The sequence below is a fragment of the Streptomyces kurssanovii genome (assembly GCF_040677245.1).
Lineage (GTDB): Bacteria > Actinomycetota > Actinomycetes > Streptomycetales > Streptomycetaceae > Streptomyces > Streptomyces kurssanovii.
The window spans coordinates 15,886-36,445 of sequence record NZ_JBFAQK010000063.1; the positions used below are offsets into that span (position 1 = coordinate 15,886).

General features: G+C 70.1%; 22 protein-coding genes, 1 tRNA gene and 1 pseudogene. 9 read left to right on the plus strand and 15 right to left on the minus strand.

Translation table 11 applies throughout. The features are described 5' to 3' along the window. Positions 1 to 181 precede the first annotated feature (181 nt). The 6 genes from AB0K36_RS29515 to AB0K36_RS29540 all read right to left on the minus strand — a co-directional run bounded on the left by AB0K36_RS29515 (position 182) and on the right by AB0K36_RS29540 (position 3,309). Positions 182 to 439: a hypothetical protein gene (locus AB0K36_RS29515; protein ID WP_364600141.1), complete on the minus strand. Its 258-nt coding sequence runs from the start codon at positions 437 to 439 to the stop codon at positions 182 to 184. Beyond that, entirely contained in the window at positions 436 to 1,461 is a 1,026-nt protein-coding gene (locus AB0K36_RS29520; protein WP_364600143.1) for an HTTM domain-containing protein, read from the minus strand. The genes AB0K36_RS29515 and AB0K36_RS29520 overlap by 4 nt, the downstream gene beginning before the upstream one ends. After that, positions 1,458 to 2,102 carry a DUF5819 family protein gene (locus AB0K36_RS29525; protein WP_364600145.1) on the minus strand — a complete coding sequence of 215 codons (645 nt, stop codon included), beginning with the start codon at positions 2,100 to 2,102 and terminating at the stop codon, positions 1,458 to 1,460. The genes AB0K36_RS29520 and AB0K36_RS29525 overlap by 4 nt, the downstream gene beginning before the upstream one ends. Beyond that, positions 2,099 to 2,443, minus strand: coding sequence for a hypothetical protein (locus AB0K36_RS29530; RefSeq protein ID WP_364600147.1), 345 nt, complete (start codon positions 2,441 to 2,443; stop codon positions 2,099 to 2,101). The genes AB0K36_RS29525 and AB0K36_RS29530 overlap by 4 nt, the downstream gene beginning before the upstream one ends. 32 nt (positions 2,444 to 2,475) lie before the next feature. Next, on the minus strand, positions 2,476 to 2,772 hold the full coding sequence (locus AB0K36_RS29535) for a hypothetical protein (protein ID WP_364600148.1): 297 nt from the start codon (positions 2,770 to 2,772) through the stop codon (positions 2,476 to 2,478). A 201-nt stretch (positions 2,773 to 2,973) separates the two neighbouring features. After that, on the minus strand, positions 2,974 to 3,309 hold the full coding sequence (locus AB0K36_RS29540; protein WP_364600150.1) for a helix-turn-helix domain-containing protein: 336 nt from the start codon (positions 3,307 to 3,309) through the stop codon (positions 2,974 to 2,976). Between the two features lie 189 nt (positions 3,310 to 3,498). Between AB0K36_RS29540 and AB0K36_RS29545 the strand changes: the two are divergent. Continuing rightward, positions 3,499 to 4,185 (plus strand): annotated as a pseudogene (locus AB0K36_RS29545) (phytoene desaturase family protein); the annotation flags it as partial. Positions 4,186 to 4,236: 51 nt separating this feature from the next. Continuing rightward, positions 4,237 to 4,977 carry a phytoene desaturase family protein gene (locus AB0K36_RS29550; protein ID WP_364600192.1) on the plus strand — a complete coding sequence of 247 codons (741 nt, stop codon included), beginning with the start codon at positions 4,237 to 4,239 and terminating at the stop codon, positions 4,975 to 4,977. Between the two features lie 103 nt (positions 4,978 to 5,080). On the opposite strand, the gene AB0K36_RS29555 is transcribed toward AB0K36_RS29550, so the two are convergent. From AB0K36_RS29555 to galU, 7 genes are all read right to left on the minus strand, one after another. After that, positions 5,081 to 5,154: transfer RNA gene (locus AB0K36_RS29555), tRNA-Ala, on the minus strand. Between the two features lie 157 nt (positions 5,155 to 5,311). Then, positions 5,312 to 6,430, minus strand: a complete 1,119-nt coding sequence (sepX, locus tag AB0K36_RS29560) for a divisome protein SepX/GlpR (protein WP_364600152.1) — start codon at positions 6,428 to 6,430, stop codon at positions 5,312 to 5,314. A 136-nt stretch (positions 6,431 to 6,566) separates the two neighbouring features. Then, positions 6,567 to 7,196, minus strand: a complete 630-nt coding sequence (locus AB0K36_RS29565) for a GNAT family N-acetyltransferase (RefSeq protein ID WP_364600154.1) — start codon at positions 7,194 to 7,196, stop codon at positions 6,567 to 6,569. After that, positions 7,193 to 7,699, minus strand: coding sequence for a MogA/MoaB family molybdenum cofactor biosynthesis protein (locus AB0K36_RS29570; protein ID WP_364600156.1), 507 nt, complete (start codon positions 7,697 to 7,699; stop codon positions 7,193 to 7,195). Before AB0K36_RS29570 ends, AB0K36_RS29565 begins: the two co-directional genes overlap by 4 nt. Then, positions 7,696 to 8,205 (minus strand): cyclic pyranopterin monophosphate synthase MoaC, encoded by a 510-nt coding sequence (gene moaC / locus AB0K36_RS29575; RefSeq protein WP_364600158.1) that lies wholly within the window; start codon positions 8,203 to 8,205, stop codon positions 7,696 to 7,698. Before moaC ends, AB0K36_RS29570 begins: the two co-directional genes overlap by 4 nt. A 72-nt stretch (positions 8,206 to 8,277) precedes the next feature. Further along, complete coding sequence (gene glp / locus AB0K36_RS29580) at positions 8,278 to 9,579, minus strand: molybdotransferase-like divisome protein Glp (protein WP_364600160.1); 1,302 nt, start codon at positions 9,577 to 9,579, stop codon at positions 8,278 to 8,280. A gap of 4 nt (positions 9,580 to 9,583) precedes the next feature. Then, a complete protein-coding gene (gene galU, locus AB0K36_RS29585; protein ID WP_364600162.1) occupies positions 9,584 to 10,510 on the minus strand; it encodes a UTP--glucose-1-phosphate uridylyltransferase GalU in 927 nt (308 codons plus the stop codon). Positions 10,511 to 10,604: 94 nt separating this feature from the next. Between galU and AB0K36_RS29590 the strand changes: the two genes are divergently transcribed. Next, positions 10,605 to 11,222: a 5-formyltetrahydrofolate cyclo-ligase gene (locus tag AB0K36_RS29590; protein ID WP_364600164.1), complete on the plus strand. Its 618-nt coding sequence runs from the start codon at positions 10,605 to 10,607 to the stop codon at positions 11,220 to 11,222. Here AB0K36_RS29590 and AB0K36_RS29595 read toward each other — a convergent pair. Beyond that, on the minus strand, positions 11,188 to 14,019 hold the full coding sequence (locus tag AB0K36_RS29595; RefSeq protein WP_364600166.1) for a penicillin acylase family protein: 2,832 nt from the start codon (positions 14,017 to 14,019) through the stop codon (positions 11,188 to 11,190). The two genes, AB0K36_RS29590 and AB0K36_RS29595, sit on opposite strands and share 35 nt — an antisense overlap. A 216-nt stretch (positions 14,020 to 14,235) precedes the next feature. On the opposite strand from AB0K36_RS29595, the gene AB0K36_RS29600 reads away from it, so the two are divergent. The 6 genes from AB0K36_RS29600 (at position 14,236) to mscL (ending at position 20,204) form a co-directional block, all read left to right on the plus strand. Then, positions 14,236 to 15,747, plus strand: a complete 1,512-nt coding sequence (locus AB0K36_RS29600) for a potassium/proton antiporter (RefSeq protein ID WP_364600184.1) — start codon at positions 14,236 to 14,238, stop codon at positions 15,745 to 15,747. 287 nt (positions 15,748 to 16,034) lie between these two features. Then, positions 16,035 to 17,306, plus strand: a complete 1,272-nt coding sequence (locus AB0K36_RS29605; RefSeq protein WP_364600168.1) for an MFS transporter — start codon at positions 16,035 to 16,037, stop codon at positions 17,304 to 17,306. A gap of 68 nt (positions 17,307 to 17,374) precedes the next feature. Continuing rightward, entirely contained in the window at positions 17,375 to 17,701 is a 327-nt protein-coding gene (locus AB0K36_RS29610; RefSeq protein WP_189469090.1) for an FmdB family zinc ribbon protein, read from the plus strand. Between the two features lie 81 nt (positions 17,702 to 17,782). Next, positions 17,783 to 18,646, plus strand: coding sequence for an S-methyl-5'-thioadenosine phosphorylase (locus AB0K36_RS29615; protein WP_364600170.1), 864 nt, complete (start codon positions 17,783 to 17,785; stop codon positions 18,644 to 18,646). Between the two features lie 340 nt (positions 18,647 to 18,986). Continuing rightward, on the plus strand, positions 18,987 to 19,562 hold the full coding sequence (locus tag AB0K36_RS29620) for an RcpC/CpaB family pilus assembly protein (protein WP_364600172.1): 576 nt from the start codon (positions 18,987 to 18,989) through the stop codon (positions 19,560 to 19,562). Positions 19,563 to 19,685: 123 nt separating this feature from the next. Next, the gene (gene mscL, locus AB0K36_RS29625; protein WP_364600186.1) at positions 19,686 to 20,204 is read left to right on the plus strand and encodes a large conductance mechanosensitive channel protein MscL; all 519 of its coding nucleotides are present in this window, start codon (positions 19,686 to 19,688) and stop codon (positions 20,202 to 20,204) included. A 32-nt stretch (positions 20,205 to 20,236) separates the two neighbouring features. Here the strand turns inward: mscL and AB0K36_RS29630 are convergent, their stop codons facing one another. Next, positions 20,237 to 20,443 carry a hypothetical protein gene (locus AB0K36_RS29630; protein ID WP_005316407.1) on the minus strand — a complete coding sequence of 69 codons (207 nt, stop codon included), beginning with the start codon at positions 20,441 to 20,443 and terminating at the stop codon, positions 20,237 to 20,239. Positions 20,444 to 20,560: the final 117 nt, after the last annotated feature.

Here is a 20,560-nt window from a genome sequence, read left to right on the forward strand (position 1 = left end):
TGGGCTGAACCGCCAGGTATGACGAGAGCCCTGGCCGCTCCCCGGCCGGGGCTCTCCCGCGGGCCGGACAGGCGCCCGGGAGAGCCCTGGCCGCTCCCGGGCCGGGCTCTCCCGCGGGCCGGACAGGCGCCCGCTGTGCCCGGCAGACGCACCGGGACCCGCGTCGCTCGGCAACACGGGCCTACGTGCGTGCGCGCTCCGCGTCCGCCAACCGGGCCCTGGCGAACGGATACACCAGCGCGTAGCCCAGGGCGACGCAGCCCGCGGCGATGCCGGCCCAGCGCAACGACACGTCCCACTCCTGGCCGAAGAAGCGCGCCAGGCCGGACAGTACGAGGAACGTGACAGCCGTCATCAGCACGGCCGACCAGAGGTACGCAAGCCGTGACTTGAGCCGGCCCGGCAGGAAGTTGCTCAGTAACTCCGCCAACAGCATCATGTCGTGACCTCGGACTCTCGGGGTGCGGGCTCGGGCAGTCGGGTGGGCCGGGGGCGCTCGGCTTCGGCACGCGCCCGATCTTTCCACGTCCCCTTGCCGGTGATCCGTTCCGCTGTCCGACGGGCGAGGGCGAGCGCCCTGTCGATGCCCCCGCTGAGGAAGATGAGATCGCAGGCGATCATCGTCAGGGCGAAGCTGGTCAGGCCCATGAGCGCCGCGATCGACACATGGAAGCCGATGGAGGCGAGAGCCGCCCAGGCACGCAGCCGCGGCACCAGGATGCTGACCGGAAAATAGACTTGAAAGAGCACCGAGGCATAGGTGCCGAGATAGACGAGGAGATCGCTTCCGTAGACCAGGTCGGACACACCGGGCCAGGTGAACTCGGGGATGCGGAGGATGTAGAAGAGGGCCGTGCCGTCCTGCCAGACGTCTCCCTGCACCTTGTACAGGCCACTGACCATGTAGACGAGGCAGATCTGGGCCGCGATCGCGAGGACTCCGAGGTTGTGCAGGGGCGTCGACAGGGCTCGCACACTGCCCGGCAGGCGCCGCGCGACTGCGCGGGCCGCTCCGGTGGAGAACGAGAAACGGTCGTAGCAGCGGGTGAGCATCAGCATGGGGATGACGAGATAGGCGAGGTTGTCGCCGCCGTCGATGATGGCGAACTGACGCTGGTAGACGGACCACAGGAAGACCCAGTGCAGCGCGAGCCCCACCCGTCCGCCGACGCCGAGCGTCACGGCCAGGGCGACCAGCGCCCCACCGTGGAAGACAGCCTCCGACCAGGCCGGGGAGGCGCTCCAGGCGTAGAGACTGAAGGTGCCGGAATCGCGGATCTGGCTGACGAACTCGTGCTGGGGGACGACTCCGTCGGGGCCGAAGAGATAGGCCCGGTCGCCGTACTGGCTCACGTAGTACATGAGGCCGACGAACCCGAGCAGACAGCGGGCGGCCGACACGCCGACGATGCCGGCGGGACGCGACGTCCAGGCGTCGAGGGTCGAGAGCAGCTTCCTCACCGCAGCTCCTCCACCTTCCGCCAGGCGAAGTCCTCCACCTCGACCTTGCCCTCGGCCTCGGGGTCCTTCCGCTTCGACCACGGGGGCAGTTGGTGGATGTACATGCGGACCTGTATCTCGCTCGGTCGCCCGCCGCCGCACGGTGCCGGCATCTGTCCCATCGAGTACCGGGAGAGGAAGGTGATCGTCTCGTTCCTGGAGGACTTCTCGAAGGGGGTCGCGGGGATGAGCGGCTTCTTGTCGTTCTGGGCGTTCTGACGCAGCCGGTTCATCAACTCGTCGTGGTTGCTGATGGACTGGAGGCCGTTGGTCACGAGCCGCGACATACGGGACGGGAAGAACCGGCTGTCCTGGGCCGCCTTGATGTGCGGGTACGTGACGTCGTAGAAATCGGTCACGCTGCCGTCGGAGCACTTGGCGCGAGCGAGGATTCCCCGGTCATCGGTGATGGGATCGGGGGCGAAGAGCATCCAGTTCTGCGCGAAGTAGGGCTCCAGGTAGGAGTTGACCGTCTCTTCGTAGCGCACCTTCGCGGGGCTGAGCGGGGCCTGGGAGAGCGCGGACATGGTGAAGTGCCCGCCCAGGAGGGCGGTGCCGACGAGCAGCACCGCCCTCCTGAGTGCTTGGTGCGGCAGTCTCACTTGTCGAAGGCCACGTCAGCCGTGACGGGAGCCTGGTGGGGCACACCGGCCGGCGGCGCACCCCAGAGGCTGCCGATGAGGCTGTGGTTGCTGGCGCCCGAACCGGTGGCGGCCTTGCCGTGGACGTAGGCCTTGCCCGCGGCCTTGCCCACCGCCTTGGCGGCCTTTCCTGCGAGGCTGCCGATCACCTGCGGTGTGTCGATCGGGCCGGCCTGGGCGGTGGCCGCGGCCTGCGAGACGGGGGCCGCGGGGGCGGCCTGGGCCGAACCCTGCAGCGTGACGGCGATCAGCGAACCGCCGAGCGCAACGCCCACCGCGGCGGCGGCGAACTTCTTCTTCATGGGGATCCCTCGTTTCAGGTGATGATGAACGGCTACTTGTCGAACACCACGGCGGCGTCGACCCCGGGAGCGGGGATGTGCGCCCGCGCCGACTCGTCGCCCCGCACGCCTGCGGCCTTGGCCGCTCTCGTGGCCTTGGCCGCGTTGGTGGCGAGGTTGGCCGCCTTCAGCGCGGCGCTGCCGACCCACTGCTCGGACTTCGTGCCGTGGGTGGACGTGACGACTCCCGGGTTCTGCGCGACGGGCGCGGCGAGTGCGGAGCCCTGTGCGGAAACGATCAGAGCCGCTCCACCCGCCACGACCGCGGCGGATGCGATCAACTTCTTCAAGTCGCTTCTCCTCAGCGATGTCCCGAATTCCGACTGAAAGGAACCGACGGGAACAACAGAAAGCGGGCCGACGAGGCGTCGACCCGCTCCACTATTTCTCAGGGAAAACGATCTGACCAGTGACATCTTCGGCATCGCCGCCCCCGGCGACACCGGCATTGACAATGCCGAAGACGGCAATGCCGGACATGGCAATGCCGATTACGACAGCAGAACCTCGCGCTGCCGGTCCCCGACCAGAGCCGCCTGAAGACGTGACTCCACTCCCAGCTTTCTGGTTATATTTGCGAGATGAGCGCGCACGGTGCGCGAGGCGATGCCGAGCTCGCGCGCCAACTCCTTGTCCGGCATCCCGTCCGCCAGCATGAGGAGGACTTCCCGTTCACGCCTGGTAAGCTCCAGAACCCTCTCGGATGCCGCATCCATATTTGCGGACCCAGATCGGGAATTCACTTCTTCGTGACTCACTGCTTTCCCCCTGGACATATGTTTCGCAATTTCACTTCCCCGCGTTTCTTCCGCCTGTCGACCGGTCACGCCAACAGGCAACAGCGACCCAACACCTTACCCGCGATCAGAGGGCTCACCTCGGCCCTCACGGCGGAAGGGGGCATTCCGGTAACCGGAGGGAAAGCGCCCCGCATGCCACGCGTTCGAGCCATATGACGAACACATCCGGCCGCACCCTCCAACCGCTCGCCGGTGGATCCCGCCCCAGGAGAAGTAATGCCAATTGACGCGGTGGTCGTGGGCACAGGCCCGAACGGCCTGGCAGCGGCCGTCACGCTAGGACGAGCCGGCCTGTCGGTCGAACTCCACGAGGCCGAGGACACCATCGGCGGAGGCCTGCGAACCGAGGCCGTCTTCGAATCGGACATCGTTCACGACATCTGCTCTGCCGTGCACCCGATGGCCGAAGCCTCCCCGTTCTTCAAGGAGTTCGACCTGGCATCCAGAAATGTGCGAATGCTCCACCCCGCCGTCAGCTATGCCCACCCGCTCGACCGGGGAGCTGCCGCACTCGCATATCGTGACCTCGATTCGACCTGTGAGCACCTGGGCGAGGACGGAACACGGTGGCGCCGTCTCATGCAGCCTCTTCTGGAGCGATCCTCAGGGATTGCCGATCTCATATTGAAGGGGCAGCGCCGCCTCCCTGAGGATGTCCCCGCTTCCCTGCTCATGGCGAGCCGTGTTCTGACGCACGGCACACGGTTCGGCGTCGGCCGATTCGCCACGGAGGCGGCCAGATCCCTTCTCGCCGGGGTGGCCGCGCATGCTGTGGGCCCGCTTCCTTCGATCCCGGGCGCGGCAGTAGCCATGCTGCTCGGCCATCTCGCCCACGGAACCGGGTGGCCTCTCCCACAAGGCGGGAGCGCCCGAATAGCCGACGCCATGGCGCAGGACATCACGGCGCACGGAGGAGTTTTCCGGACCGGCCATCGTGTGACAGATCTCCAAGAGGTGCTGCATTCCGCAAAGCTGGTACTGCTGGATGTCAGCCCCAAGGAATTCCTGAGGATGTCGAACGGCCGGCTCCCTCCCCGGTACCGGCGCGGCCTCGAGCGCTACCGCTACGGGCCGGGGGCGGCGAAGGTCGATCTCCTCGTCAGCGAGCAGGTCCCGTGGAAGAACCCCGCCGTCGGCGGCGCGGCAACGGTGCACCTGGGAGGGACACATCGGGAGGTCTTTGCCGCCGAGACGGCCGTCTCCGCCGGCGTGCCCGCTCCCGAACCGTTCGTTCTCCTGGTGGACCCGTCCGTCGCCGACCCCGGCAGAACCAGGCACGGGAAGCGCCCCCTCTGGGCCTATGCGCATGTCCCCAACGGCGACGACAGCGACCCGACGCAGCTGATCACGTCACGCATCGAGCGGTACGCACCCGGATTCACCGACACCGTGATCGCCGGTCGTGGCATCAGCGCCGCGTCCTACGAGGGGTACAACCCCAACTACGTGGGAGGCGACATCGGGGGCGGCGCGATGACCCTCCGGCAGTCGGTCCTCCGCCCCGCACCCCGCTGGGATCCGTACCGCACGCCCCTGCCGGGCGTGTACCTCTGCTCGGCCTCGACCCCGCCCGGACCCGGAGTCCACGGCATGTCCGGGTACCTCGCCGCACTGTCGGCGCTGCGCCACGAGTTCGGTGTCCGCAAGCCTCCGGCTCTGGGGCCGTGCTCGCACACCGCCGCACATCTCGGCTGAACCCTGCGCCCCGACTACACCGGACTCGTCGTCGGGGGTGAGTACTTGGCACAACAGGCGAGAGCCCCTGTCGGATGACTCCGACAGGGGCTCTCAGCTGCGGTGGACCTGTGGGGATTTGAACCCCAGACCCCCTCGATGCGAACGAGGTGCGCTACCAGACTGCGCCACAGGCCCTTGCAACGAGTGAAACTCTAGCATCCCGATCGGGGTGCTTGGAAATCCGTTCCCCGCTGGTCACCCGGCCGGTCTTCTTGCTGGTCACGGACGACGAACGGGGGGCGCTGCCGGTCGTCGGCAGCGCCCCCCGGGGCGTCTCGATCCGCCGGTGGTGTCACTCGTTGGCGGCGCGCGGCCGGTCCTCGTCGGCGTACTGGTCGAAGAGCGGTGTGCGGCCCCGGTCGCGGGCGCGGCGCGACTGGGAGGGGGTGCGGCGGCCCGGCGCGGCGCCGGCCTCCGGGTCCGGTGTCTCGCGCGGGGCGGGCGCCGGCTCGGCCACCGAGGAGCGGGCCGCGCTCCAGGTCTCCGGGTCGCTGACGTCGACGCCGCTCGACGCGCGGGGCGCGACCGGAGCGGTGACGTACGTGGGCAGCGGTACCGGCACCGGCTCCCAGCTGTCGCCGGTCACGGGGCCGCGCTGGCGCTGCTGGTCCACCCATTCCGCGTGATCGGTCTGCTCGACCAGCGCACGGCGGCCCGCCTCCTGCGGGGAGAGCTTCGGCGCCGGTTCGGGCTCGGCGTCCTCCGCCTGCTCCATGGGCCCGTCCCCCGGCTCGGCCGCGGCCGGCGCCGGCTGGTGGCGGCGCGGGCGGTTCTCGCGCAGCCGCTGAGCCGCGGCCTCCGCCCGCCGCCGGTCCATGGTGAACGCGAAGCGCCGCCGCTCCTGGGCGCGCATCTGCACGATGTAGGCGCTGAGGAGCACGGCCGGCAGGGCGGGCGCCCACAGCAGCCCCAGTCCGCCGACCGCGGCGACCACCGCGCCGAGGGTGAAGGCGAGGAAGAGGACGATCGTCGTCCGTCTGCGCCGGGCGAGGACCTTGCTGCGCCGCGCGCGCTCGGCGGCCGCGGCACGGTCGGACCGGCGGCGTGGGGCGGGGCGCCGGGCGGAGGTCCGACCGGCGGGCCGGTCCGTCTCCTGCTCGGTGTCCTCGGTCACGTCCCGGCGGACTTCGGTGCGGGGCGCGGCGAAGGCCCGGACGTCCACGGAACTCAAACGGTCCGTGTCAGCGTCCGGGTCCACGTCGTGCTCGGGCTGCTCAGCGGTGCGTTCCCGCAGCTCCTTGGCGTACCGGCGCTCCATCGCCGCTCGTCCGGACAGCAGCCGGATGGCGGTGGAGAAGCGTTCCGTCGGACGGGCTTCGTTCAGCTCGTCCTGCCTGCGGAGCCACATCGGCACCAAGTAGGCGGCCCAGGCCCCGACGATGACTGCGTAGATGAGGCCGCTGCTGCTCACGCAACACACCGTAGAGGGATTTGCACAAGGGCATCCGCCAATTGGCCCGGTGTGTCGCACGATCTGGCTGATATCACGGACTTTTTTTGTGATTGTTCAGATCGGTTCATGGCTACCGCTGACCAATTTCGAACACTTATTTTATTTCCCGGGCGGTTCCGGGTCGTGCCTGGTGCCAGCGCCTGAGCAGCCCCTCCGGCACCTCCTCGGCCGTCAGCGCGAACACCAGGTGGTCCCGCCAAGCGCCGTCGATGTGGAGATAGCGGGGCCGCAGACCCTCTTCCCGGAATCCGAGTTTCTCCACCACCCGGCGGCTCGGTCCGTTCTCGGGCCGAATGCAGACCTCGATGCGGTGCAGACCCACCGAACGGAAACAGTGGTCCACGGCCAGGGCGACAGCCGTCGGCATGACCCCGCGGCCAGCGATGCTTCGGTCGACCCAGTAGCCGACATGGCCGGAGCACATCGAGCCCCAGGTGATCCCGGCCACGGTCAGCTGCCCGACGAGCCTGCCCTGGTACTCGATCACGAACGGCAGCATCCGGCCCGCGTTCGCCTCCGCCCGCAGATGGCGGACCATCTGCCGGTACGTCGGCCGCTGGATGAGCGGCCCGCCCGGCGCCGGGGGCGGGATCGTCGCCTCCCAGGGACGCAGCCAGTCGCGGTTGCGCCGGTTGACCTCGCGCCAGGTGCGCTGGTCGCGCAGCTTTATGGGGCGGAGGGTGATGTCACCGTCCACCAGGACGACCGGCCAGCTGACGCTCATGACGGTCTGGGATGGTCGCCGCCGCGCAACTGGTCGACGGCATGGCGCAGGATCTGCTCAAGCACCGCGAGCCCGTCCCGCACGCCCCCGGTGGAGCCGGGGAGGTTGACGATCAGGGTGCGGCCGGCGACTCCGGCGACTCCGCGCGAGAGCACGGCGGTGGGCACCTTCTCGCGTCCGTACGCGCGGATCGCCTCCGGGATGCCGGGGACCTCGTGATCGAGGAGGGCGCGGGTCACTTCGGGCGTGCGGTCGGTGGGCGAGACGCCCGTACCGCCGGTGGTGACGATGACGTCGTACCGGTCGGCCACTCCGGCGCGCAGCGCATCGCCGACCGGGTCTCCGTCAGGGACGACCCTGGGGCCGTCCACGGCGAAGCCCATCGCGGTGAGCTTCTCGGCGATGAGCGGGCCGCCCGTGTCCTCGTACACCCCGGCCGCCGCCCGGTTGGAGGCGGTGACGACGAGCGCGCGGTACGGGGCCGTGGCGTGGTCGGCGGTCATGCGTGCGCTCCTTCTGCTCCCTCGTGTCCCCCGCGGGTCCAGTCGCCGGACTTGCCGCCCGTCTTCTCCTCGACGCGGATGTCGGTGATCACCGCCGCCTTGTCGACGGCCTTGACCATGTCCACGACCGTGAGGGCGGCGACGGAGACCGCCGTGAGTGCCTCCATCTCCACCCCCGTGCGGTCCGTCGTCTTCACCGTGGCGGCGATCTCGACCGCGTCGTCGGCGACGACAAGGTCGAGCTTCACGCCGGAGACGGCGAGGGGGTGGCAGAGCGGGATCAGGTCGGGCGTGCGCTTCGCGCCCATGATCCCGGCGATCCGTGCCGTGGCGAGCGCGTCACCCTTCGGGACGCCTTCGCCGCGCAGCAACTCCACGACGTACGGGGAGACCAGGACGCGGCCGGTGGCGCGCGCGGTGCGGGCGGTGACGTCCTTCCCGGATACGTCGACCATGCGGGCCGCCCCCGCCTCGTCGATGTGCGTCAGCCTGCCGTGCGTACTCATGTGCGCCTGTGCTCCCGGTCCGGTCCCGTCAGGGCCTGTGTGGTCAGACACGGTACCGCCACAGGGGGCCGGTCAGCCCAGGAGGACCACGCCGACCTCCGTGCCGGGCTCCACCGAGGTGTCGGACTCCGGGACGACGATCAGGCAGTCGGCGTGGGCGAGCGCCGCGATCAGATGGGAGCCCGAGCCGCCGACGGGAGTGACGCTGCCGGCCTCGGCGTCGTACCTGCCGCGGAGGAACTGGCGCTTCCCTGCCGGGGAGCCGATCGCCTTGTCCGCCTTCAGCACCGCCCGTGCGGTGGGGCGGTGCACGTCCGGCAGGCCCATGAGCGCACGGATCGCGGGCCGGACGAACAACTCGAAGGAGACATAGGACGACACCGGATTGCCGGGCAGGGCCAGCAGCGGCGTGTGCTCGGGGCCGATGGAGCCGAAGCCCTGCGGCTTGCCCGGCTGCATCGCGAGCTTGCGGAAGTCGATCCCGCTGCCGGGCTCGTCCTCGTCGCCCACCGAGGAGAGCGCCTCCTTGACCACGTCGTACGCTCCGACGCTGACACCGCCGGTGGTGACCAGGAGGTCGGCGCGGATCAGCTGGTCCTCGATGGTGGCGCGCAGGGTCTCCGCGTCGTCGGTGACCGCGCCCACCCGGTAGGAGATCGCGCCCGCGTCCCGCGCGGCGGCGGCGAGCGCGAAGCTGTTGGAGTCGTAGATCGTGCCCTCGGTCAATTCCTCACCGGGCTGGACCAGTTCGCTGCCGGTCGACAGGACCACCACACGGGGCCGGGGGCGGACCCGCACGGTGCCGCGGCCGATCGCGGCGAGCAGGCCGATCTGGGGCGGGCCGAGGACCGTGCCCGCCGCGAGGGCCAGGTCGCCGGCCTGCACGTCGCTGCCCCGGGCGCGCACATGCGCACGCTCCTCGACGGGGCGGTGGACGCGGACCTCGCCGCTCGCCCCCTCCGGGTCCTCGCCGGCGGGGCGCATCGTGTGCGCCGCTCCCCCGCCGGTGCCGCCGTCGGTCCACTCCACGGGGACCACGGCCTGCGCGCCGGGCGGCAGCGGGGCCCCGGTCATGATGCGGGCGGCCTGGCCGGGGCCGACGGTGGGCAGCCCGCCGCTGCCGGCGGCCACGTCCCCGATGACGGTGAGGACGGAGGGGAACTCCTCCGTCGCGCCCGCGACATCGGCGACGCGGACCGCGTACCCGTCCATGGAGCTGTTGTCGAACGGTGGCAGCGCGACGGGGACGGTGACGTCCTCCACGAGGACACAGCCCTGGGCGTCCGGCAGCTGAAGCTCGATCGGGTCGAGCGGGCGGATCGCGGCGAGGATGTCCTCGAGGTGGTCGTCCACCGACCAGGTCGTGCTGCTCACGGTGCTACATCTCCTCGTTCACAAAACTGCGAAGCCAGTCCCGGAACTCCGGGCCCAGGTCCTCACGTTCGCACGCGAGTCTGACAATGGCACGCAGATAGTCGCCCCGGTCACCGGTGTCGTAACGGCGGCCCTTGAAGATCACTCCGTGGACCGGGCCGCCGGAGCTCGACTCCGTTGCGGCGGTCGACTGGTCCGCCTCCGTGAGCTTCTGGAGAGCGTCGGTGAGCTGGATCTCCCCGCCGCGGCCCGGCTCCGTCTCCCGCAGTACGCCGAAGACGGCCGGGTCGAGGACGTAGCGGCCGATGATCGCGAGGTTGCTCGGCGCGTCCGCGGTCTCCGGCTTCTCCACCAGGTCGGTGATCTTGACGACATCGCTGTCGCCGGTGGGCTTCACCGCGGCGCAGCCGTAGAGGTGGATCTGGGACGGGTCGACCTCCATCAGCGCGATGACGCTGCCGCCCTCACGCTCCTGCACCTCGACCATGCGGGCGAGCAGGGGGTCGCGCGGGTCGATCAGGTCGTCGCCGAGGAGGACGGCGAAGGGCTGGTCGCCGACATGGGGCTCGGCGCACAGCACGGCGTGGCCGAGCCCGCGCGGGTCGCCCTGGCGCACGTAGTGCATGGTCGCGAGGTCGCTGGACTCCTGGACCTTCGCGAGCCTGCCGGCGTCGCCCTTGCGGGAGAGCGCCTCCTCGAGTTCGTAGTTGCGGTCGAAGTGGTCCTCGAGCGGGCGCTTGTTGCGTCCTGTGATCATCAGCACGTCGGAGAGGCCGGCCGAGACGGCCTCCTCGACCACGTACTGGATCGCCGGCTTGTCGACCACAGGCAGCATCTCTTTGGGCGTGGCTTTCGTGGCAGGCAGGAACCGGGTGCCGAGGCCTGCGGCTGGGATGACAGCCTTGCTGATCCTGGGGTGCGACTGAGTCATGCGCAGCACCATATCCGGTGAGTATGGGCGGAAGATGATACTCCGGTTAACTTCGTCCTCACAAAGACGTGTACAACACATTTACGGGTGGGCAATGAACGCCGACATGTCGGAAAAGAGCGTGCTACGGGCCGAACTGCTCGGCGCACGACGGCTCCTGTCCATGGAGGACGTGGCGGAGACCGCCGCGGTTCTCGCACGGCACGCGCTGCTGCTCCCCGAGCTCGCGGACGCGGGCACCGTGGCCGCCTATGTGTCCGTGGGGCGCGAGCCCGGCACACGCGCGCTGCTCGACGCGCTGCTCTCCAGAGGTGTACGCGTCCTGCTGCCCGTCCTGCTGGACGACAACGACCTGGACTGGGGGGTGTACCGGGGCGCCGACCACCTGAAGCGGGCCGGACGCGGGCTCCTGGAGCCGGACGGGGAACGGCTCGGTCCGGACGCGGTGCTCACGGCCGAGGCCGTACTGCTGCCCGGACTGGCCGTCGACGCCCGGGGCATGCGGCTCGGGCGCGGCGGCGGTTCGTACGACCGTGTCCTCGCCCGTCTCGCCGCCGCAGGCGCCGAACCGGCCCTCGTGGTGCTCCTGCACGCGAACGAGGTGGTCGAGCAGGTCCCGGCGGAACCGCACGACCACTCCGTTCACGCGGTGGTGACGCCCGGCGGCGTCACCCGGTTCACGGGACGGAATAGCCCGGAGGAACGAGGGTGAGCGTATCGGCGGTGCCGGCCGTCACCGCCTCCTTGCTGTAGGCCCAGTCCAGCAGCTCGCCGTCCGCCCACATGTCGGTCTGGTCGGTGTAGTGCGCGTTGTACGCGTGGCCCGAGGCGCCGGTGAGGTTGATCCACCGGGACTCGTCCCACTCGCCGACGTTGACCACCATCCGCATCGACGGCACCCACACGACCTCGTAGCCGCCCGCCGCGTTCCAGCCTGTGGCGTTCACCGCGGCCTCGCCGCCGCCGAGGTTCCACGGGCCGCGGTTGAGCATGGTCTGCAGGAAGCCCGGGCCGTCGGTGCCCAGCGTCTGGTTCTTCAGGGTGAGCTGGTGCAGGCGGCCCCAGCTCCAGCTGGAGGCGTCCTTGCCCAGCCTGGCCGTCAGCTCCCATCGGGCGTCCGCCATCGCACGGCCGAGCAGTTCGTCGCGGCTGTCGGTCGCCTGCTCCGTACGGGTCCTGGGCGACTGCCACCAGGCGTTGTCCTCGTCCTTCAGCAGCCGTCGCACCACCTCGAACCAGCGGTCGCCACCGTCGGGCTGGGCCGAGTCGGCGTCACGCCGGCCGCACTCGCGCACCCGCTCCTCGAGGTCGTCGTCCGGGGCCGTGCTGTCGGCGGGACGGACGCTGAGGCACTCGCCCTCGACGCGCAGCTCCTTGGGGAGCTTGTTGCCGAACGCCAGCTTGAGGACGTTCCGCCACACCGCGTTGAAGTACGCGGCGGCGCCGGAGTCCGGCTCCTGGGTGTAGTCCCAGCCCTCGAGCAGCTTCTGCGCCTCGCGGACGTACGGGTCGGAGATGTCGATCTTCAGCAGATAGGGCGTGAGCAGCTTCGCGATCTCGCTGCTGTTGTCCGTCTGCATGGTGCGCATGTCTTCGGTCGAGATCTTGCCGCCGCCCTGGATCTTCGACTCGATGAGGTCGTTGATGCGCTGGCTCCGGGCGCCGTAGCCGTAGTCCGTGGTGATCAGGTACGGGTACTTCTCCGCGTCGATGACGGCCTGGTTGGCGGTGACGATGTAGCCGCGGTCGGGGTTGTACTCGTACGGCAGCTCGTCGAAGGGGATGTAGTCGGTCCACTTGTACGCAGGGTCCCAGCCGGGCGCGGGGGTGGAGCCGTCGCCCTGGGCACGGACCGGGATCCGGCCCGGGGCCTGGTAGCCGATATTGCCCTTGGTGTCGGCATAGACCAGGTTCTGCGAGGGGACCTCGAACTTCTGCGAGGCCTTACGGAAGCTCTGGAAGTCCTTGGCGCGGTTGAGCTCGAAGACGGCGTCCATGGTCCTGCCCGGCTGGAGGGCGGTCCACTGCAGGGCGACTCCGTAGCCGGACGCGCGGTCGGGCGCGGCATTGGACACGGGCGCCTTCTGGCCGACCTTCTCCAGCTCTTCGCTGCGGTCGGAGACCAGGGGGCCGTGACCGGTGGAGCGGACCGTGATCGTCTTGCTGGCGCCGCCCGCGACCTTGATGACCTCCTTGCGGGTGGTCAGCTGCTTCTCCTCGTCGCCGACGAGGTAGCTGTCGCCGGTGAGCTTCTCGAGGTAGAGGTCGGTGACGTCGGCACCGAGGTTGGTGAAGCCCCAGGCGATGTCCTGGTTGTGGCCGATTATCACGCCGGGCATGCCTGAGAAGGTGTAGCCCGCGACGTCGTAGCGGCACTTCGCGGAGGTCTCACGGCAGTGCAGGCCCATCTGGTACCAGAGCGAGGGCAGCTGGGGCGCGAGGTGCGGGTCATTGGCCAGCAGGGGCTTGCCGGTGGTCGTGTACTCGCCGTCGACCACCCAGGAGTTGGACCCGATGCCGTTGCCGCTGGGACCCAGCAGAGCGGGGACCGCGTCGAGGGCGTCGGAGAGCGCGGCCAGCTGCGAGCTCGCTCCGGAGGCCGCGTCCGCGTCACCGCCGGCACTGCCGGTGCCCGTACCCGTACCGGTGCCAGTACCGGTTCCCGTACCGGTACCGGTGCCCGTGCCGTCGCCCGTGTTTCCGCCGGTGGAGCCGTCCTCGAGGTCGGACGGCTTGGCCGCCGGGTCGAACTTCCCGGTGGCCTGGCTGATGCCGCCCTCCTGCACGATCGGCTTGTTGCGCTCGAACGGATAGGACGGGTAGAGGTCCTTGATCTGCTTCTCGCTGAGCCTGCTGGTCAGCAGGGAGCGGTCGATCTCGTCCTCCATGTTCCCGCGCAGGTCCCACGCCATCGCCTTGAGCCAGGCCACCGAGTCGACCGGCGACCACGGCTCGGGCTTGTAGTTGTTGGTGAAGGACAGCGCCGCGTACTCCACCGAGATCTCCTCGGCGGAGCGCCCCTTGAGGTACGCGTTGACGCCTTCCGAATAGGCCTGGAGGAACTTCTTCGTCTCCGCGGAGAGCTTGGTGTCGTACTCCTCCTGCGCGACGTGGCGCCAGCCGAGCGTGCGGAGGAACGCGTCCGTCCCGACCTGGCCGGAGCCGAACATCTCCGAGAGCCGGCCGGAGGTCATGTGCCTGCGGACGTCCATCTCCCAGAAGCGGTCCTGCGCCTGAACGAATCCCTGGGCGCGGAAGAGGTCCTCGTCGGTGTCCGCGTAGATCTGCGGGATGCCGTGGTCGTCCCGCTTGACCTCGACCGTGCCGCCGAGCCCTTCGAGTTGGATCGACCCGGTGGTCTGCGGGAAGGAGGCACGCACCGTACTGATGCTCCAGTACGCCCCGTAGCCGACGCCCGCCACGAGGGCCAGCACCAGGACGAGCACGAGCAGACGGGCGCGTCGCCCCTTCTTCTTCTTGGGGGAAGAGGCGGTTGTGTTGGCGGGCATCGCTGTCCTTCGAGGGGCAGGGTGGTCCTGGGAATGCTGAGGCAACTCTAGGCGCAGCGCCCGACCGGCCCGGACGCGGTATCCACAAGGCACCCTCGTCCACAGACAAACAGATCATCAGACCGTCAAGAACGCGTTAAAGATTAGGTAAGGTAACGAAGTGTCGCCCGCCGGTACGAAGATCCGGCCGCAAGGCGCGAGGGGAAGGATCGGCCACTGACTGTCCACCAGCTCAACGAACTCCTGCTCATCTGCTCGCTCGTCCTGCTCGTCGCCGTGGCGGCTGTGCGCGTCTCCTCGCGCAGCGGGCTTCCCAGCCTGCTGCTGTATCTCGGCATCGGGATCGCCATCGGCCAGGACGGGCTGCTCGACGTCCAGTTCGACGACGCCGAACTGACGCAGGTGATCGGCTACGGCGCCCTCGTGGTGATCCTCGCCGAAGGTGGACTCGGCACGAAGTGGAAAGAGATCAGGCCCGCGCTGCCCGCGGCCGCCGCGCTGGCGACGGTCGGTGTCGCGGTGAGCGTCGGCGTCACGGCGGCCGCCGCCCACTATCTGGTGGGACTCCCGTGGCAGCAGGCCCTGATCGTCGGCGCGGTCGTCTCGTCGACCGACGCCGCCGCGGTCTTCTCCGTGCTGCGCAAAGTGCCGCTGCCTTCCCGGGTGACCGGCGCGCTCGAAGCGGAATCCGGCTTCAACGACGCCCCCGTCGTGATCCTGGTGGTGGCGTTCTCCACGACCGGGCCGATCGACGCCTGGTACATGCTGGTCGGCGAGATCGCGCTGGAGCTGGCCATCGGCGCGGTCGTCGGACTCGCGACCGGCTGGCTCGGCGCGTACGCCCTGCGGCATGTGGCCCTGCCCGCCTCCGGCCTCTACCCGATCGCCGTCATGGCGATCGCGGTCATGGCGTACGCGGCCGGCGCCATGGCGCACGGCAGCGGGTTCCTCGCCGTCTATCTCGCCTCGATGGTCCTCGGCAACGCCAAACTGCCGCACTCCCCGGCCAATCGCGGATTCGCCGAAGGACTCGGCTGGCTGGCCCAGATCGGCATGTTCGTCCTGCTCGGCCTGCTGGTGACACCGCACGAACTGCTCCGCGACTTCTGGCCCGCGGTGATCGTCGGCCTGATGCTGACCGTGGTCGCGCGCCCGGTCGGAGTCTTCATCAGCCTGCTGCCCTTCCGTATCCCGTGGCAGGAACAGGTGCTGATGTCGTGGGCCGGCCTCCGCGGCGCGGTGCCCATTATTTTCGCGACGATCCCCATGGTCTCCGGCGTCGAGGGCAACGACCGGATCTTCAACATCGTCTTCGTCCTGGTGGTCGTCTACACCCTGGTGCAGGGGCCGACCCTGCCCTGGCTCGCGAGGCGGCTGCGGCTCGGCGACTCCTCGGAGGCCGCCGACCTCGGCATCGAGTCAGCGCCTCTGGAGCGGCTGCGCGGACACCTGCTCTCGGTCGAGGTTCCCGAAGGGTCGAAGATGCACGGCGTGGAGGTCGCCGAGCTGCGGCTGCCGTCGGGCTCCGCCGTCACCCTCGTCGTCCGCGACGGCAAGAGCTTCGTGCCGCTGCCGTCGACGGTGCTGCGGCACGGCGACGAGCTCCTCGTGGTGGCGACCGACCCCGTGCGGGACGCCGCCGAGCGGCGCCTGCGGGCGGTCGCACAGGGCGGAAAGCTGGCGGGCTGGCTGGGCACAGGGGGCGGTGCACGCCGCCGGCATCTGTGACCGGCGGACCGGATCAGCGGGTCAGCCGGTGATCCAGTCCGTGCATCACAAGGAATACGTGAGGTGATCCCTGTCATTTCCCAGGATGCGGCAGGGGAAAATCCCTGTACCATGAAGGCACACTGATCGACCAACTCTGCCTGACGCAGAGCTGGCGCGACCGTATGGCGGCCGCGGAGTCCCTCGCTGTGGACCCCGGTATCTACCGCAGTTCCGCGCAAGAGGACAGCTCTCGGCGGCTCCCGACACCCAGGGGAGCGCTACCAGGCGGCAGAAAGGCAAGGACCGTGGAGTCCACGGTCGCGTCCGGCAAGCGTCCTGGTTACGGGCAGCTGCTCCGTACCGCAGGCGCTTGGACGTTCCTGCTTCCCGGGTTCGCCGCCCGGCAGCCCTTCGCGATGCTCACCATCGGCATCGTCCTGCTCGTCCAGCACACCACCGGCTCGTACGGCAGCGCAGGCGCCGTCGCAGCCGTCACCGGCGTGTCCATGGCGCTGTTCGCACCGCAGAGCGGCAAGCTCGCCGACCGCTTCGGCCAGCGCGCCGTACTGGTGCCCGGCGTGCTCGTGCACACGGCTTCAGGCGCCGCGCTCACCGTGCTGGCCCTCACCGGCGCCCCCCTGTGGGCGCTGTTCGCCGCGGCCGTGCCGACCGGCGCCTCCGTTCCCCAGGTCGGCCCGATGGTGCGGGCCCGCTGGGCCGCGCGCCTCCAGGGCTCGCCGCTGATGTCGACGGCCGCGGCCTTCGAGTCGGTGACGGACGAGTTCACCTTCGTGGTGGGACCTGTCCTCGCCACGGCGCTGTGCACCGGGGTCCACCCGGCGGCCGGCCTGATCGCCGAGTCGACGCTCACCCTGGCCGGCGGACTGCTGTTCGCCGCCCAGCGCCGCACCCAGCCCGCCCACGGCCACTCCCTCGCCGACACTGCGGGTGAGCGCACCTCCGCGCTGTCCGTGCCCGGCGTGCGGGTCCTGGCGGTGGCCTTCCTCGGCATCGGCTCCGTCTTCGGCGGCATGCAGGTCTCGCTGACCGCGTTCACCGAGGAGATCGGGCAGCCCGGCATGAACGGTCTGCTGTACGGCCTCTTCGCCGCCGGCAACATGCTGGCCGGCGTCGCCGTCGGCGCCATCGCCTGGAAGACCGGCCCGCGCCGCAGGCTGGTGCTCGGGTACGCGGGCCTCACTCTGGCCGCGTCCGTCCTCTGGACGGCACATTCCGTGGTGCTGCTCGGGGCTCTGGGCCTGATCGTCGGCCTCTTCATCGCCCCCGCGCTGATCAGCGGCTACACCCTCGTCGATTCGCTCGTACCGGCCTCCGCCCGCACCGAGGCCTTCACCTGGCTGACGGGTGCGGTGGCGCTGGGTCAGGCCGCCGCCGTGACGGTGGCCGGACAGCTGGCCGACAAATACGGTGCCGGCGCCGGATTCGCCGTGCCGCTGGTGGGCACCGCGCTCGCGCTGATCACCCTTGTGACCCTGCGTTCGCGTCTCACGCCGCGTACCTCCGGACGGGTCGCGGCGCGTGGGATCGGTCACCGAGTGCCGGTGACGGTGGACTGATTCCGCGGAATACGTCACTATGGATCGTCGTTAGCACTCATCGAGTGAGAGTGCCAGGAGGAAGACAAGTGCCGACCTACCAGTACCAGTGCACCGAATGCGGCGAGGGCCTCGAGGCGGTGCAGAAGTTCACCGATGACGCCCTGACCGTATGCCCCAGCTGTGACGGACGCCTGAAGAAGGTGTTCTCAGCGGTCGGCATCGTCTTCAAGGGTTCCGGCTTCTACCGCAACGACAGCCGCGGCTCGTCGTCGAGCAGCTCGCCCGCGTCGACCTCCTCGTCCTCGACGGGCACGAAGTCCTCGTCGGACACGAAGGCGTCGTCCCCGGCCGCCTCCTCGACGGCTTCTTCCTCGTCCTCGAGCACGTCGAGCACGTCCGGCTCCGCAGCCTGATCCTTACGTTTCCGAGACCCCGCCCGGCACCTGACCACGGCGGGGTTCTTGGCATGTGCGCCTGCGGCTACTGTGATCGCCATGGCGACCAAGTCGAACGCAAGCGAAGCGGCCGGCCCGGCGGAGATCGGTGTGATCGGCGGCTCGGGCTTCTACTCCTTCCTGGAGGACGTCACCGAGATCGAGGTCGAGACCCCTTACGGTCCGCCCAGCGACTCCCTGTTCATCGGTGACGTCGCCGGACGGCGGGTCGCCTTCCTGCCCCGTCACGGGCGCGGCCACCACCTGCCGCCGCACCGCATCAACTACCGCGCCAACCTCTGGGCGCTGCGCTCCGTCGGCGTCCGCCAGGTCCTCGGCCCGTGCGCGGTCGGGGGCCTCGTGCCCGAGTACGGCCCCGGCACGCTGCTCGTGCCCGACCAGTTCGTGGACCGCACGAAGGCGCGGGCGCAGACCTACTTCGACGGCCTGCCGCTGCCCGACCGGACCGTCCCCAACGTGGTGCACGTGTCGCCTGCCGATCCGTACTGCCCGCGAGGGCGCAGGACCGTGCTGGACGCGGCGCGCGGACGCGACTGGGAGCCGGTGGACGGCGGGACCCTGGTGGTCGTCGAGGGGCCCCGCTTCTCCACCCGGGCCGAGTCCCGGTGGCACGCGGCGATGGGCTGGTCGGTGGTGGGCATGACCGGGCACCCCGAGGCCGTCCTCGCCCGGGAGCTCGAGCTCTGCTACACGTCGATCACGCTGGTCACCGATCTGGACGCCGGCGCCGAGGCGGGCGAAGGCGTCTCGCACGAAGAGGTGCTGAAGGTGTTCGCGGCCAACGTCGACCGGCTGCGGACGGTCCTGTTCGACGCGGTGGCGGGTCTGCCGTCGAACGACGAACGCGACTGCACGTGCGGCAACGCGCTGGCGGGGATGGACCCGGGCATCACGCTGCCGTAGCGCGGCGAGGTCGCGTCCTGGGGTGAGGTCGCGTCGCGGGCGGGCGGGGCTGCGCGGTCGCGGGCGCACGTGTCGGGCGGCGGGGTTGTGCGGTTGCGGGGCGCATTGCGTCGCAGGCTGCGAGGTCGTGGGACGCCATGATCATCTCGCACGGCTGCGAGGTCGCAGGACCGGGGCGCTCGCGCTGGGACACGCTCCGACACCCATTCCGGTGAGCGAGTTGTCCACATACATCGCACTGTCCACAGGCTTCGGCGGGCCTGCGCCGGAACGTGGATCGTGATGAGCGGTCGGTCACGGGCGCAGGGCCCGGACCACTCCTCGCGACAGGCGGTGCGACATGTCCTTCGTGCACTCCTCCCCTCCCCCCTCTCCCGCGCCGGAGCCCTTGGGCGTACCGCCGTTCGCCCCGCTGCGGGTCCGCGGCGGGGCGCAGCGGCTTCGCCGAGCGCTGTGGCGGCAGCGGCGAACCATGGCCGCGGGCCTGGCGGTGACGGCCGCGGCGCTCGCCGCGTCGACGGCCCGGGGAGCCGACGTCACGGGCGGGCCGGGGCAGGAGGCCCGGGGCGGTCCGGGCGCCGGTGTGCCGGCTGCCGCGTCCCCGGAGCGTGAACCGCGTCCTGCCACCGAGCTGGTGTCCGCGCCCGTGCGCATCGCGGACGCGGCGACGGTGCGGCTCCTGCGGCCCGGGGACCGCGTCGACGTCATCGCGGCCGCCGACCCTCCCGCGGCCGGAGGCGAGGGGGCGGTTGCGGCGAAGGTCGTGGCGTCCGGGGTCCGGGTGACCGAGGTTCCGGCCGGGACCGAGGACTCCGCGGACGGCGGCGCACTCGTCGTGCTGTCCGTGCCGCGGGCCACGGCGGCGGAGCTGGCGGGCGCCGGTGCGACCTCCCGCTTGGTGGTGACGGTGTGCTGACTCGTACTGACGTAGCCCCGGGTAATCCCATAGCGGCTGCGGATTGGACAAGGAGGCCGGGCGCTGACGTAAGTTGCCGAGCCGTCCCCCTCCTTTACTACATGTATGAAGAGAGGCTCATTCGTGAGCGAGAAGAAGCCGAGCGTCCTCGAAGGCTTCAAAGCCTTCCTGCTCCGTGGCAACGTGATCGACCTCGCGGTCGCCGTCGTCATCGGTGCCGCTTTCACCAACATCGTGAACGCTGTGGTGAAGGGCGTGATCAACCCGCTGGTCGGGGCGTTCGGAACGAAGGACCTGGATGCCTACAGCTCCTGCCTGAAGGACCCGTGCAGGCTCGGCCCCGACGGCGAGATGCAGGGCATCCAGATCATGTGGGGATCGGTGCTCGGCGCGACGCTCCAGTTCCTGATCACCGCTGCCGTCGTCTACTTCCTCATGGTGCTGCCCATGTCGAAGTACCTCGCCCGCCGCGTGGCCGCGCAGAAGGCGAAGGAGGGTGTGCAGGAGACGCTCGAGGTGACCGAGCTGGAGGTGCTGAAGGAGATCCGCGACGCCTTGGTCGCGCAGCGCCGTACCGGCTCGACGGCTGCCGGCGACGACTCCGGTCCGGCCGGCGCACCGGAGCCCGGCGCCGGTCGCTGACGCGGCCGACGGCCCCTCGGGGCTCGTACGGCTCAGATGTGGTGGGGCGGCTTCTCGTCGAGGAAGCGTGCGAGATCGGCGGCGCTGTCGCTGCTCGCGGGAGGCCGCTCACCCCACCCACGGTCCGTATCGTCCGCCGATTGCTGGTCCAGCGGATCGTCGAAGATCAGCCTCGGCTCGGGTCGTTGCTGTCCGGGCTGCTTCGCATCGCGCGGTCCGGGGGCGGGGGCGGTCCTCATACCTCCAGGGTACGGCCGAGGGACCCCCTGCCGTCACCTGTCTTCCCTCACCCTGACGACGGCCCCCGGATCCGGGCCGGGCCGGGTGGCCCATCGGTCGGCACGCCGCGAGCGGGC